Here is a 12,150-nt window from a genome sequence, read left to right as displayed (position 1 = left end):
GCCGACGAAACAGAACGAACCCCCACGTGCAGCCTCAATGCACGGGGGGTTCGTTCACATCGCCGGGAGTCGAAACCCCCAGCCTGCGCCGCTAGCCGGTGGCCGTCACGCCCCGACCCGCAGCCCGCCACGGAAGCACCGTCGGCCAGTGAGCCAACGCCGCAGTCGCCGAGTACCAGGCAACAGCCCCCGCGGCGACACCGAACCACCCCCCGACCTTGCCCAGCCCGTCGTTCCCGGCGAACTGGGCGATCGCGAGCAGCACGAGGGAGACGAAGAACAACCCGTATGTCCCTTGGGTGAGTTGGTCCCCACCCGCGAGGGTCACGGAGAGGGCGACGAGGGCGAACAGGACCAGGAACAACCCCGCCGCGTTGTCCGACACGGAGTTACCCGCGCTCACGGCCCAGGTGAACCAGAGCGCGCCGAACGCGGTGAACGCCGTACCGGTAGCCGTGTCGCCCTCGCGGAACGCGAGCAGTCCGACGACGAAGAGGGCAACTCCGCCCACATAGTGGGCCAGTGACACGGCGTCAGCCGTGGAGACCCCGTTGATGACATTCGTGTACCCGAGCCCGAACGCCAACAGGGTGATTCCCAGGGCGAGTCGGCCGGCGATCGAGGTGGTGCTTCCCGCGGAGACGTCATTGTCCACGGCGGGCTCCCTTCATGCATGTGCGTTGGTGCGGTGTGACCGATATATGCCCTTCACAAGGACACGAACACCTCTGCACAGCAGGGAATTCAGGAGCGATCCGGCCGGGCCACGGACCTACGGGATGACGACTACGGGTCGTTGCGCCCGCTTGGCGAGCCGCCCCGCGACGGACCCGAAGATGCGGCCGACGATGCCGTGGGTCGAGCCGACGACGATCGCGTCCGCCTCGTACTCCCGCCCCACCTCTTCGAGTTCATGGCAGATGTCGCCACCCCGCTCGACGAGGATCCAGGGCACCTCCGCCAAGTACTCGGCGCACGCCAGCTCCAGACCCAGCACCTCGGTGCGGTGGTCCGGCACATCGACGAAGACCGGTGGCTCGCAGCCCGCCCACACCGTGGTGGGCAGCCGGTTGGCGACATGCACGATGACCAGGCCCGAGCCCGAGCGATGGGCCATGCCGATCGCGTAGGCGAGGGCACGCTCACTGGACGTGGAGCCGTCGAAGCCGACGACCACTCCGTGCTTGAAGGCTGGATCGCAGGAATGACGTGGCTGTTCCGCCGCCAGGGGCTCGGCCGCCGTGGGATCGGCGACGGGGCGCTTGCGGTCCGCTGGTTCGAAAGATTCGTGACCGGCCATGGGTGTCTCGGCTTTTTGATCCTCTTGGGAGGGGACAACAGGGTGCGGCGGAGCTGTGTCCGGGAATCATCTTCCCAACCCCATACCCCCAAGGGTACGGCGGCACTCCTCCTTAGCCCATATCCCGCACATGCTCCGGCGGAGTTCCCCGGAGCATGCACGAGGGGGCGCCCGTAACGCAATGGTTGCTGACCCGTACAGGCGGTTTGCACAGCATTCACTTGTCCGCGGGCGTCCGTGTCCCTCCATGGACTGCCCTACAGTGACCGACGCATCGAACACGCGTTGAACCCGGCGAGCCACCGCCCCAGGGAGCACGCCATGTCCGGACACCGCACGACCTCCGAGGCACACCCCAGCCACGACACCGCCACCGACGTGGTCCGCTGGGCGGTCTTCAGCTGCGTCCTCGTCCCCCTCGTCCTCCTCTGGTACGGCACCTCGTTCGCCGGCGCCACCGGTACGGCCCTGGGGCTCGCGGCCGTCACCGCCGCTTGCCGGGTGCTGCTGCGCCGCTCCGAACAGGGCGAGGCCAGGCTGCTGCCCGAGGAGCAGGCACCGCCACTGGCCGAAGAACACTCCTCACACCGCGGCCACCGTCACCGGGCCACGGCGGGGGCGCACAGGGGCGGGCGGCACGCGGGCGGAAGTGCACCGGTCGACTGACCGGTTTCAGCGCACGCGCCCGACGCTTTTCAGCCAACTTCCGGTCACCGCGCATCTGTTGTCCGAACCACCCCCCAACCCCCGTTCCACCTGCACCGAAAGGGTCTGAGGGGCCTTGCGCACCCTACGGGGATTGGCCACTACGACGAGGCGCACTTCCCTGCACGGCCCACGAGTGCAACGCTTCGTGATCGAATGCTTCACGCCAAGTTGCCATGTCGACAATATGCCGGTTGCCGAACTGGTCACCCCGGCACCACTGGACACAGTAGATTCGATCTTGACGTCTTACGGCGGGGGACTCGTGCAGGACCGAGGGGAAACGTGCTGGAGCGACAAGCCCGACAAGATAGGGGCGACGCGACCACCGAGGGGGGCTTAGCAGTATGAGCCACGACTCCACTGCCGCGCCGGAAGCCGCGGCCCGGAAACTTTCCGGGCGACGCCGCAAGGAGATCGTCGCGGTGCTGCTGTTCAGCGGCGGCCCCATCTTCGAGAGTTCCATACCGCTGTCGGTGTTCGGAATCGACCGGCAGGACGCCGGAGTTCCGCGCTACCGCCTTCTTGTCTGCGGTGGCGAAGAAGGACCGCTGCGCACGACCGGCGGACTGGAACTCACCACACCGCACGGCCTGGAGGCGATCTCACGGGCGGGCACCGTCGTCGTGCCGGCCTGGCGGTCGATCACCTCGCCGCCGCCGGAGGAGGCACTCGACGCGATCCGCCGTGCGCACGAAGAAGGCGCCCGCATCGTCGGCCTGTGCACCGGCGCCTTCGTGCTGGCCGCGGCGGGCCTGCTGGACGGCCGTCCCGCGACCACCCACTGGATGTACGCGCCGACGCTGGCCAAGCGCTATCCGTCGGTGCACGTCGATCCGAGGGAACTCTTCGTCGACGACGGGGACGTGCTGACGTCCGCCGGCACGGCGGCCGGAATCGATCTCTGTCTCCACATCGTGCGGACGGACCACGGCAACGAGGCGGCCGGCGCGCTCGCCCGGCGCCTGGTGGTCCCCCCGCGCCGAAGCGGCGGTCAGGAGCGCTACCTCGACCGGTCTTTACCGGAGGAGATCGGCGCCGACCCGCTCGCGGAGGTCGTCGCCTGGGCGCTGGAGCACCTCCACGAACAGTTCGACGTGGAGACGCTGGCGGCACGCGCGTACATGAGCAGGCGTACGTTCGACCGCCGCTTCCGCTCGCTCACCGGGAGCGCCCCCCTGCAGTGGCTGATCACGCAGCGGGTGCTCCAGGCGCAGCGCCTGCTGGAGACGTCGGACTACTCGGTGGACGAGGTCGCGGGCCGTTGCGGCTTCCGCTCGCCGGTGGCTCTGCGCGGCCATTTCCGGCGCCAGTTGGGCTCGTCGCCCGCCGCCTACCGGGCCGCGTACCGCGCTCGCAGGCCCCAGGGCGACAAGCAGGTGGACAGCGACGGCGCCCCCGGCCAGCCCGGCGGTCCGGCGTCCCTGGGTCCGGCCGGGCTGCCGCCCGCGCTGCACCCGGACGGCCCGGTCCCGATGCAGACCCGTCGTACGGCGGCCAGCGCGCTGTCGGCGACGGCGTCCGCGACGGCCTCCGCCGCGGAGAACGGCCGTGAGGCGTACGCCACAAGCCGGGCCGCGAGTCTGCCCGGCCAGCGGAGCGCGACCTAGCAACCGCACGCCCCCGGAGGTCTCTCGCAGGAGATCTCCGGGGGTTTCCGCATGTACCGGCGGCACAAGGTCAGCGCACGGTCGGCTCAGCCGGGCGGCACGCACCTTAAGGTTAGACACATGAACGATCGCATGGTGTGGATCGACTGCGAGATGACCGGCCTCTCGCTGTCAGACGACGCTCTCATCGAGGTGGCCGCCCTCGTCACCGACTCCGAGCTGAACGTGCTCGGCGAAGGGGTGGACATCGTCATCCGCCCGCCGGACCAGTCGCTGGAGACGATGCCGGACGTAGTACGCCAGATGCACACCGCATCCGGCCTGCTCGACGAGTTGGCCGGCGGTACGACCCTGGCCGACGCCGAGGAGCTGGTCCTGGCGTACATCCGGGAGCACGTCAAGGAGCCGGGCAGGGCCCCGCTGTGCGGCAACTCGGTCGGCACCGACCGCGGTTTCCTGCTCCGTGACATGCCGACTCTGGAGGAGTACCTCCACTACCGCATCGTGGACGTGTCCTCGGTGAAGGAGCTGGCCCGCCGCTGGTACCCGCGGGCGTACTTCAACAGCCCCGAGAAGAAGGGCAATCACCGCGCCCTCGCCGACATCCGCGAGTCCATCGCCGAGCTGCGCTACTACCGCGAGGCGATCTTCGTCCCGCAGCCCGGCCCCGACTCGGAAACCGCCCGCACGATCGCCGCGAAGCACGTCCTGCCCACCCCGTAAAAGGCGTGCGCGAGCACCCCTTCGGACCCTGTACACTTTTTCTCGGCCGGTCGGAAACTCGCAGAGTGAACGACCGGGCATGGTGGGTGTAGCTCAGCTGGTAGAGCACCTGGTTGTGGTCCAGGAAGTCGCGGGTTCAAGTCCCGTCACTCACCCTGTGTAATCAGCCGGTGGCCTCGGAAACGAGGTCACCGGCTGATTCGTTTTCCGGCGACGGGAGCCCGCCCACGATGGACACCGAACTCATCAGCACCGCCCGCCTGGATCTCGTCCCGCTGAGCACGGCCCACGCGGCGGACATGGCCACGGTCCTCTCCTCCCCCGCCCTGCACACCTACATCGGCGGCGAACCCCTCTCCCCCGACGCCCTGCGGACCCGCTACGACCGCCTCGCCGCCGGCTCCCCCGACCCGGCCACCGTCTGGTGCAACTGGGTACTGCGCCTGCGGGTGGAGAACCGCCTGGTGGGCACGGTCCAGGCAACGGTCACGGAGGCGGGTTCGGTCGCGGAGATCGCCTGGGTGGTCGGGACCTCCTGGCAGGGCCAGGGCCTGGCGAGCGAGGCGGCGCAGGGCCTGGTGTCGTGGCTCACCGCCCACCCCGCCGTCCGTACGGTCGTGGCGCACATCCACCCGGACCACCGGGCATCCGCAGCGGTCGCCACGGCGGCGGGCCTGACGCCGACCGACGCGTGGCAGGACGGCGAGATCAGGTGGCGGCGCGCCACGCGTCCGTGAACTCCCGTACGCCCGCGAACCGTTCGGCGGGATCGGCACGGGTAGCCCTTGCCAGCACGGCGAGTTGACCCGCGGTACCCCGCCAGGCGCGCTCGCCGTCCCCCGCGTCGAGGAGGAGCCGGGCGGTGCGGCCGAGGGCGTAGACCGTCGTGCGGATGTCGATGCGGGCGCCGTGGTGCCACTCCTCGGGGGCCATGAACCGGGCGGACCCGGGGAGCCGGTCGCCCTGGAGGACGAAGGGGCCGGGGCGGTACTCGTCGAGGTCGATGAGGTGGAGGACGTCGGCGCCGAAGTCGTAGAGGAACGCGCCGTCGTAGAGATCGACCGCCACCAACCCCGCGGCCTCCACGGCGAGATGCGCGTCCAGGACGCGGTCGACCGCGCGGAGGACGGAGGCCAGGGGCAGGGCGCGGAAGCGGGCGCGGGCGGGGCCGTAGAGGGACTCGCCGTGATGCCAGGGCATGACGACCGCCGTACGGCCGCCGGCCGCCACGGCGATCCGGTGCAGCTGCGGGACGATCGCCGGGTGCCGTACGGCTCGGTGGAAGGTCCAGGCGCCGTCAAGTGAGGTCTGGGCGGCGGGAGTTGTCGCCTCCTTCACGAACCAGCGTTCCCCGTCCGGGAGTTGGACGCCGTAGGAGACGCACCCGGAGTCCTGTTCGCGGAAGGCGCGGAACACCTTGCCCACCGTGCGGAGGTAGGGCTCGACGGCGGGCAACTCACGCGGCCAGTCGGCGTCGCCGGTCACGACGACGCCCGCGTCACCAACTCCGTCGCCAGTACGGCATGTTGCCGCTCCGGGCCGTCGGGTGTCGCCGGGCGGCGGTCCGCGATCTCGGCGAGGAGGAGGTCGATCATCGCACGGCCCATCTCCTCGATCGGCTGGCGGACGCTGGTGAGGGGCGGGTCCATGTGGCGGGCTATGGCCGAGTCGTCGTAGCCGACGAGGGCCACGTCGTCCGGTACGCGCAGGCCCTCCTCGCGGAGCACCTGGCGGGCGCCCGCCGCCATGACGTCCGAGCCGGCGAAGACCGCGTCCACGTCGGGGCGGCGGGCGAGCAGTTCCTTCATCGCGCGCCGGCCGCCCTCCTCGGTGAAGTCGCCCGGCTGGATGAGGTGTTCGTCCACCTCGTGGCCCGCGTCGAGCAGTGCCTCGCGGTATCCGTCGACGCGGCGTTGGGCGCCGTAGACGTCGAGGAGGCCGGTGATGTGGGCGATGTGGGTGCGGCCGCGGGACAGGAGGTGCTCCACGGCCGAGCGGGCGCCGCCGTAGTTGTCGGAGTCGACCGAGGTCAGGGGCTCGGCGGCCGAGCGGGGGCCGCTGATCACCGCCGGGATCTCCAGCGCGGACAGCAGGTCCGGCAGCGGGTCGTCCGCATGGACCGAGACGAGCAGCACGCCGTCCACGCGGTGCGCGGCCAGGTACTGGGCGAGGCGCTGTCGCTCCCGGTCGCTGCCCGCGAAGATGAGCAGCAACTGCATCTCCGTGTCGGACAGTTGGGTGCCGACACCCTTGAGCATGTCCGAGAAGTACGGTTCCGCGAAGAAGCGGGTCTCCGGCTCGGGGACGACGAGGGCGATCGCGTCCGTGCGGTTGGCGGCCAGCGCCCGGGCCGCCGTGTTCGGGACGTAGTCGAGCTCCGCGACCGCCGCCTCGACGGCGGCGCGGGTCGCGTCGCTGACCCTGGGCGAGCCGTTGATCACCCGGGAGACCGTGCCGCGGCCCACACCGGCACGGGCGGCGACCTCCTCCAGGGTCGGCCGCCTGCCGCCCCGGTTCCGCCCACCGCTGACCGCCATGGTCGCCGCCTTCCGTTCGCAGCTTTCAGGCCAGGAATGTAACAGTCGAGGCCGGACGCCCCGCCCTCCATCGTCCCTCGTCGACCGGGTTCAGCGCCCGCCGGGCCTCACCCGTCCTCGCCGGCCGTCGGCAGCGCGTTGCCCCGGATCACCCCGGTGTACCAGTGGGCGCTCGCCTTGGGGATGCGGCGCTGGGTGGAGTAGTCGACGTAGACGGCGCCGAAGCGCTTCGAATAGCCGTAGGACCATTCGAAGTTGTCGAGCAGCGACCACAGGAAGTAGCCGCGCACGTCGGCTCCGTCGGCGACGGCCCGGCGGACGGCGTCGAGGTGGGCGTGCAGGTAGGCGATCCGCTGCGGGTCGTTCACCACTCCCTCGGGGGAGACGTAGTCGTCGAACGCGGCGCCGTTCTCCGTGACCATCAGCGGCAGCCCGGGGTGGGATGCGGCCAGGTCGGTCAGGAGGGTGTGCAGGCCGCTGGGGTCGATCGCCCAGTTCATCGCCGTGAGGTGGTCGTTGGCGAGGTGGAAGTCCACGTTCTCGGAGCCCGTCCACGGTGTGTGGTCGCTCGCGCCGTGGCCGTCGTTCTTGGTGGTGCCGTCGCCGGAACCGGCCGAGACGACGGTCGGCGCGTAGTAGTTGACGCCGAGCACGTCGATGGGCCGGGAGATCTCGGCCAGGTCGCCGTCGCGCACCAGCTCCGCCCAGTCGACGAGGTGCGCGGTGTCGGCGAGCAGGTCCTCGGGGTAGGCGCCGTCGAGCAGGGGGCCGGTGAAGATCCGGTTGCCGACCGCGTCGATACGGCGGGCGGCCTCCGCGTCCTCGGGGCTGCCGGTGAGCGGGCGCACCTGGTGCAGGTTGAGGGTGATGGAGGTCTGCGCGGTGGCCGGCAGGACCTCGCGCAGCGCCCCGACCGCCAGGCCGTGACCCAGGTTGAGGTGGTGCGCGGCGCGCAGGGTGGCCGTCGGGTCGGTGCGGCCGGGGGCGTGCACGCCGGAGCCGTAGCCCAGGAACGCGCTGCACCAGGGCTCGTTGAGGGTGGTCCACAGGCCGACGCGGTCTCCCAGGGCCCGGCCCATGATCTCGGCGTAGTCGGCGAAGCGGTGCACGGTGTCGCGCTGCGGCCAGCCGCCCGCGTCCTCCAACTCCTGCGGCAGGTCCCAGTGGTAGAGGGTGGCGACGGGGGTGATGCCGGCCGCCAGGAGTTCGTCGGCGAGCCGGCGGTAGAAGTCGAGACCGCGCTCCACGGCGGGTCCGCGGCCGGTGGGCTGGACCCGGGACCAGGAGATGGAGAACCGGTACGCCTTCAGGCCGAGGTCCTTCATCAGCGCCACGTCGTCGCGGTACCGGTGGTAGTGGTCGGCGGCGATGTCACCGGTGTCGCCGTTGCGCACCTTCCCGGGCGTGTGGCTGAAGGTGTCCCAGATGGAGGGGGTCCGGCCGTCCTCCGCGGCGGCGCCCTCCACCTGGTAGGCGGCGGTGGCGGCACCCCAGACGAAGCCCGTGGGGAAGGAGGTGGCGGAGGCCGGCTCGGCCTTGGTTTCCTGTCGTACGGCGGTCATGTGAGCGCTCCCGAAGTGGAGTGGGTAAAAACCGGACGGTGATCCGGCGGTGCGGGGAAGCGGACGGGGCACGACGACGGGCGCCCGGCCGGGTACGGCCCGCCTGCGGAGCGGGCCGTACGGGACGGTGAACGGGGCTTGCGAGAACGGAAGTCGGCGGCCTGCGTCAGCCCTTGACGGCGCCCGCCATGATGCCTCCGATGATCTGCTTGCCGAAGATCACGAACACCAGCAGCAGCGGCAGGGTGCTGATCAGCGCCCCGGCCATGACGATGCTCTGGTCGGGGGTGTAGGAGGCGCTGAGCTGGCCGAGCGCCACCTGGATGGTGGGGTTGTCCTGGTTCAGGGCGAGGAAGGGCCAGAAGAAGTCGTTCCACGCCTGCACGAAGGTGAGCATCCCGAGCACCATCATCGCGGGGCGGGCGGCGGGCAGGACCACGTTCCAGACGATGCGGATGTTGGTCGCCCCGTCCACCTTGGCCGCCTCGATGAGCTCGTAGGGCAGGGCCTCCAGCAGGTACTGGCGCATGAAGAAGACACCGAAGGCACCGACGAGGGTCGGGAAGATCACCGACTCCAGTTTTCCGCCCCAGCCGATGTCCGCCATCATCATGAACAGTGGTACGACGCTGAGTTGGGGCGGGATCGTGAGGGTCGCGATGACCGCGGTCATCAGGGCGCCGCGACCGCGGAAGCGCATCTTGGCGAAGGCGTAGCCGGCGAGGGTGCAGAAGAACAGCGTGGCCGCGGTGATGGAACCGGCCACGACGACGGTGTTGACGATGGCCTTCCCCAGGTGGGCCTGGTCCCAGGCCGACTGGAGGTTGCTCCACAGCCGGCCGCCCGGCAGGAGCGGCGGCGGGCTGTCGAGGACCCGCTGCTGGTCGTGCGAGGCGGCCACCAGCGTCCAGTACAGCGGGAAGACCGAGCCCAGGCCGACGATGATCAGGGCCGCGTAGGTGAAGGGGCCGCCCTTGAGCTGCTGGCCGGCGCCGATCTTGAAACGTCGGCGGCCGGTGCCCGGGGTGACGGGGAGGGGCGCCGGATCGAGGTCCGGCGCGGTGGGGGTGGGACTGGTCGTGGTCATCGATATCGCTCCCGTCACGCCGCGCTCTTGCGCAGGACCCGGCCGACGATCAGGTTGATCAGGGCAATGAGCAGCAGCAGGACGAGCATGGCCCAGGCGACGGCCGCGGCCGGGCCCAAGTGCCCCAGCTTCCAGCCGTAGTTGAAGAGATAGATGCTGAGCGTCTCGTACTGGTGCTCGCTGCCTCCGGTGGAGCCGAGCGTGCCGCCCTGGAGCAGCAGCGGCTCACCGAACAGCTGCATGGAACCGATGGTCGAGATGACGATGGTGAACAGGATCGTCGGCCGCAGCGAGGGGATGGTCACCTTGCGGAACTGCTGCCAGCGCGTCGCCCCGTCGATCGAGGCCGCCTCGTACAGGTCCGTGGGCACGGCCTGCATGGCCGCCAGATAGATCAGGGTGTTGTAGCCGGTCCAGCGCCAGATCACGATGGCCGAGATGGCGAACTTGGACGACCACTCGCCGTTGCCCCAGTCGGTGTTGCCGACGCCGACGAAGTGCAGCACCCAGTTGAGCAGGCCGCCGTCGGCCCGGAAGACCAGGGCGAAGACGAGGGCGGCGGTCGCGACCGAGGTGGCGTACGGGGTGAGGATCACCGTCCGCCAGAACGTGCTGGCGCGCAGCTTGTAGTTGAGCAGGTGGGCCAGGCCCAGGGCCATCAGGAGCTGCGGGACGGTCGAGATGACGCCGATGACAAAGGTGTTGGTGACGGCCGTCCAGAACTCGGAGTCCTGGAGGATCTTGGCGAAGTTGTCCCAGCCGACCCACTCGGACTGGCTCAGGCTCGTCATCTCCACCCGGTGCATGGCTATCCAGCCCGTGTACAGCATCGGGTAGAGGCCGAAGGCACCGAAGATGAGGAAGAAGGGGGCGATGTACGCGTACGGCGACGCCTTGTCGTCCAGACGCCACAGACGGGTACGCCACACGCTGGGTTCCTTCGACACGGCCCCGACCCCGCCGGGTGGCGGGGTGGGGGCGCCCCGTGTGGGGGTTGTGGTTGCCACGGAGGGGGTCCTTCCCTGGATCTCGGCGGGGTACGGGCGGGGGCGGGTAGCTGGCCCGGGACACGTCGTCGTACTCAGTCGCCGGTCCGGCGGACACGATGCCGCGGTGTCCGGTGGGTGTGCGCCGAACACCGCTGAGAAGACCGGCACTTGACGACCGGGGCCGGTGCGGACGGCCCCGTGCCCACGGCGGGGGCCGCCGCGCGGCCCCACGCACGTGGCGCGGTGCGGGCGGCCGCCGGGCCGCCCGCACCGCGGCCTGTGTCAGCCGATCACCTTGTCGATCGAGTCGGTCGCGGCCTTCCACGCCTTGGCGGGCTTGGTGCCCCGCTGCTCCATGTTGTTGATCTGCGTGGAGATCGTGTCCTTGATCGTGCCGTCCTTCGCGCCGAGCACGGCCTCGGGGATGGCCTTCGCCTCGTCGGCGTAGATCTGGCCGATCGGGGCGTTGTTGAAGTACGGCAGCGTCGCGTTCTTCACGCTGGCGAGGTCGTAGGCGCCCTTGTTCGACGGGAAGACGCCGATCGCCTTGAACACGGCGGCCTGCTGCTCGGGAGAGGTCAGCCACTTGACCAGGTCGGTGGCCTCCTTGACGTTCTTGCCGCTCTTGGGCACGGCCAGGAAGGAGCCGCCCCAGTTGGCCGCGCTGGTACCGGGCGCACGGGCGATGTCCCACTTGCCCTTGTAGGCGTCACCGGCGTTGGTGGAGATCTGGCCGGCCATCCAGGCGGGGCACGCCACGGTGGCCACGGTGCCCTTGCGCAGCGCCGCCGTCCAGGCGTCGGTGAACTGGGGCAGACCCTCGGTCAGCTTCTTGGACGCGGCTTCCGCGGCCAGGTTCCAGCCCTGCTGCACGGCGGGGCTGTTCTTGTAGATCGCCTTGCCGGAAGCGTCGTAGTACTGCTCCGCGGAGGAACCCACGACCGCGTTGTACATGGCGCTCGCGGAGTCCATGAAGTACGTGCCCTTGGGCGCCTTCGCCTTGAACTTCTCGCCGAGCTTGAGGTAGTCCTCCCAGCCGCCCGCGACGGCCTTGGCGACGGAGTCACGGTCGCTCGGCAGGCCCGCCGCCTTGAAGAGGTCCGAGCGGTAGCACAGGGACATCGGGCCGATGTCGGTGCCGGCGCCGATGACCGAACCGTCCGACGCGGTGGCCTGCTTCTCCTTCCAGGAGACCCAGTCGCCCACGTTGATCGTCTTGCTCAGGTCGGCGAACTTGGCCGCCTGGGTGTCGACGACCTCCTTGATCCGGCCGACCTCGATGCCCTGGACGTCCGAGAGGCCACTGGTCGTGTTCAGCTGCTGAAGAAGCTTCGGGTAGTAGTCGGCCTCGTTGGCGGTGGTGTTCTCCTTGACCGTGATGTTCGGGTGCAGCTTGTGGTACTGGGCGAACAGGCCGGCTTCCTTGTAGCCGAACTGCCCGAAGTCGGCCACCGTGAGAGTGATGTTCCCGTTCGAGTCCTTGGCGTCCGAGGAGCTGTCGTCGCTGCTGCAGCCGGTCAGCAGCAGGGCGGAGGCCGTCAGGACCGTCGTGGTCAGGGCCGCTGCTCTGCGGCCGTGGCCGCCGCCGGTACGGGTGATGCGCATTCCACTACTCCTTGTTCCAGTGGGGAACGGGG

General features: G+C 70.0%; 12 protein-coding genes and 1 tRNA gene. 5 read left to right on the top strand and 8 right to left on the bottom strand.

Annotation, left to right across the window (positions count from 1 at the left end; translation table 11 throughout):
* Positions 1 to 91: 91 nt before the first annotated feature.
* Together OG226_RS31400 and OG226_RS31395 are read right to left on the bottom strand one after the other, a co-directional pair.
* Positions 92 to 655 carry a GPR1/FUN34/YaaH family transporter gene (locus OG226_RS31400; protein ID WP_328683180.1) on the bottom strand — a complete coding sequence of 188 codons (564 nt, stop codon included), beginning with the start codon at positions 653 to 655 and terminating at the stop codon, positions 92 to 94.
* A gap of 117 nt (positions 656 to 772) precedes the next feature.
* On the bottom strand, positions 773 to 1,300 hold the full coding sequence (locus OG226_RS31395; RefSeq protein WP_019065779.1) for a universal stress protein: 528 nt from the start codon (positions 1,298 to 1,300) through the stop codon (positions 773 to 775).
* 321 nt (positions 1,301 to 1,621) lie between these two features.
* Here OG226_RS31395 and OG226_RS31390 point away from each other — a divergent pair, with 321 nt between their 5' ends.
* From OG226_RS31390 to OG226_RS31370, 5 genes are all read left to right on the top strand, one after another.
* Positions 1,622 to 1,966: a hypothetical protein gene (locus OG226_RS31390; protein WP_328683179.1), complete on the top strand. Its 345-nt coding sequence runs from the start codon at positions 1,622 to 1,624 to the stop codon at positions 1,964 to 1,966.
* Positions 1,967 to 2,352: 386 nt separating this feature from the next.
* A complete protein-coding gene (locus OG226_RS31385) occupies positions 2,353 to 3,615 on the top strand; it encodes a GlxA family transcriptional regulator (RefSeq protein ID WP_328683178.1) in 1,263 nt (420 codons plus the stop codon).
* Positions 3,616 to 3,735: 120 nt separating this feature from the next.
* Entirely contained in the window at positions 3,736 to 4,338 is a 603-nt protein-coding gene (gene orn / locus OG226_RS31380; protein ID WP_328683177.1) for an oligoribonuclease, read from the top strand.
* Positions 4,339 to 4,420: 82 nt separating this feature from the next.
* Positions 4,421 to 4,493, top strand: a tRNA-His gene (locus OG226_RS31375).
* 75 nt (positions 4,494 to 4,568) lie between these two features.
* Positions 4,569 to 5,075: a GNAT family N-acetyltransferase gene (locus OG226_RS31370; protein ID WP_328683118.1), complete on the top strand. Its 507-nt coding sequence runs from the start codon at positions 4,569 to 4,571 to the stop codon at positions 5,073 to 5,075.
* Here OG226_RS31370 and OG226_RS31365 read toward each other — a convergent pair.
* The 6 genes from OG226_RS31365 to OG226_RS31340 form a co-directional block, all read right to left on the bottom strand.
* Positions 5,047 to 5,823, bottom strand: a complete 777-nt coding sequence (locus OG226_RS31365) for a serine/threonine protein kinase (protein ID WP_328683117.1) — start codon at positions 5,821 to 5,823, stop codon at positions 5,047 to 5,049. The genes OG226_RS31370 and OG226_RS31365 overlap by 29 nt on opposite strands.
* A complete protein-coding gene (locus tag OG226_RS31360) occupies positions 5,820 to 6,875 on the bottom strand; it encodes a LacI family DNA-binding transcriptional regulator (RefSeq protein WP_328683116.1) in 1,056 nt (351 codons plus the stop codon). Before OG226_RS31360 ends, OG226_RS31365 begins: the two co-directional genes overlap by 4 nt.
* A 107-nt stretch (positions 6,876 to 6,982) precedes the next feature.
* Positions 6,983 to 8,437 carry a GH1 family beta-glucosidase gene (locus tag OG226_RS31355; protein ID WP_329350770.1) on the bottom strand — a complete coding sequence of 485 codons (1,455 nt, stop codon included), beginning with the start codon at positions 8,435 to 8,437 and terminating at the stop codon, positions 6,983 to 6,985.
* A 166-nt stretch (positions 8,438 to 8,603) separates the two neighbouring features.
* On the bottom strand, positions 8,604 to 9,524 hold the full coding sequence (locus OG226_RS31350) for a carbohydrate ABC transporter permease (protein WP_327403801.1): 921 nt from the start codon (positions 9,522 to 9,524) through the stop codon (positions 8,604 to 8,606).
* Positions 9,525 to 9,538: 14 nt separating this feature from the next.
* Positions 9,539 to 10,531, bottom strand: coding sequence for a carbohydrate ABC transporter permease (locus tag OG226_RS31345; RefSeq protein WP_328683114.1), 993 nt, complete (start codon positions 10,529 to 10,531; stop codon positions 9,539 to 9,541).
* A gap of 264 nt (positions 10,532 to 10,795) precedes the next feature.
* Positions 10,796 to 12,118, bottom strand: a complete 1,323-nt coding sequence (locus tag OG226_RS31340) for an ABC transporter substrate-binding protein (RefSeq protein WP_329350768.1) — start codon at positions 12,116 to 12,118, stop codon at positions 10,796 to 10,798.
* Positions 12,119 to 12,150 lie beyond the last annotated feature (32 nt).

The organism is Streptomyces sp. NBC_01261 (assembly GCF_036226385.1).
Lineage (GTDB): Bacteria > Actinomycetota > Actinomycetes > Streptomycetales > Streptomycetaceae > Streptomyces.
This window is presented reverse-complemented; position numbering and strand designations above follow the sequence as displayed.

Excerpts from the sequence above, each read along its gene's own strand:
- OG226_RS31395 (WP_019065779.1), bottom strand. The coding sequence starts at position 1,300 with ATGGCCGGTCACGAATCTTTCGAACCAGCGGACCGCAAGCGCCCCGTC.
- OG226_RS31390 (WP_328683179.1), top strand. The coding sequence starts at position 1,622 with ATGTCCGGACACCGCACGACCTCCGAGGCACACCCCAGCCACGACACC.
- OG226_RS31385 (WP_328683178.1), top strand. The coding sequence starts at position 2,353 with ATGAGCCACGACTCCACTGCCGCGCCGGAAGCCGCGGCCCGGAAACTT.
- orn (WP_328683177.1), top strand. The coding sequence starts at position 3,736 with ATGAACGATCGCATGGTGTGGATCGACTGCGAGATGACCGGCCTCTCG.
- OG226_RS31370 (WP_328683118.1), top strand. The coding sequence starts at position 4,569 with ATGGACACCGAACTCATCAGCACCGCCCGCCTGGATCTCGTCCCGCTG.
- OG226_RS31360 (WP_328683116.1), bottom strand. The coding sequence starts at position 6,875 with ATGGCGGTCAGCGGTGGGCGGAACCGGGGCGGCAGGCGGCCGACCCTG.
- OG226_RS31355 (WP_329350770.1), bottom strand. The coding sequence starts at position 8,437 with ATGACCGCCGTACGACAGGAAACCAAGGCCGAGCCGGCCTCCGCCACC.
- OG226_RS31350 (WP_327403801.1), bottom strand. The coding sequence starts at position 9,524 with ATGACCACGACCAGTCCCACCCCCACCGCGCCGGACCTCGATCCGGCG.
- OG226_RS31340 (WP_329350768.1), bottom strand. The coding sequence starts at position 12,118 with ATGCGCATCACCCGTACCGGCGGCGGCCACGGCCGCAGAGCAGCGGCC.